This window comes from Vibrio sp. 2033, from assembly GCF_033339735.1.
This window is the reverse complement of record NZ_JAWOVC010000587.1, coordinates 1-589: the sequence shown is the minus strand read 5'-3', so window position 1 is coordinate 589 and position 589 is coordinate 1. Positions and strand designations below refer to the sequence as shown.

The window sequence follows — 589 nt, the reverse complement described above, 5'->3', positions numbered from 1 at the left end:
CTTTAAAGCTAGGCTTTCAACAAAATCTATAGTGTTAGGGTGCCCATAGTAGCGATTCGTTCGACTACGTAACACTTGATAACCTGTACCTTCTAAAGGCAGGGGGGAGGCCCCATCTAAGCAGCCGTTCGCGTAACTACCAATAGAAGAGGACATATTATGAGTGGGAGCACTAACTTGCTCCCATGGCGTAGCATAAAGAGGAGCTGAGAAAAATAAACTTAAATAAAAAGAAAGACTCAGCCGCATCATACATCCCCTTTAGTAATGTTCACCATTATCATAGTAGGCATTTGGCGATAGTGCAGAAAAAATGACTGCTACATCAATATCTTCACCGACTACACCACGAACTTGTTGTGTAATTACTTTCGCCACCTTGTCTTGGGTCTCTTGTCCTCGATCAAACCACAAAACTTCAACAAAAGGATAAGCAGGACTTACCTCGCCCTCACTAAAGAAAGTTGTGTAGATGTACTCAAAAGTAAAATCTTCTCGTGGACTATTCATTAGTGGCTGGAGCTCGTCAGTCAGTGGCTTTGACAAAGCTTGTACTGCTTGAGGTTCTACAGCGCGAAATCGTAGATGT

The 589-nt window shown here is 42.8% G+C and carries 2 protein-coding genes; both read right to left on the bottom strand.

The window, feature by feature from the left end; all coding sequences use genetic code 11:
* A partial coding sequence (locus R7P74_RS27935; protein WP_318123928.1) for a penicillin-insensitive murein endopeptidase occupies positions 1–249 on the bottom strand: 249 nt, incomplete at its 3' end.
* A gap of 12 nt (positions 250–261) precedes the next feature.
* A partial coding sequence (locus tag R7P74_RS27930; RefSeq protein WP_225493059.1) for a DUF1904 domain-containing protein occupies positions 262–589 on the bottom strand: 328 nt, incomplete at its 5' end.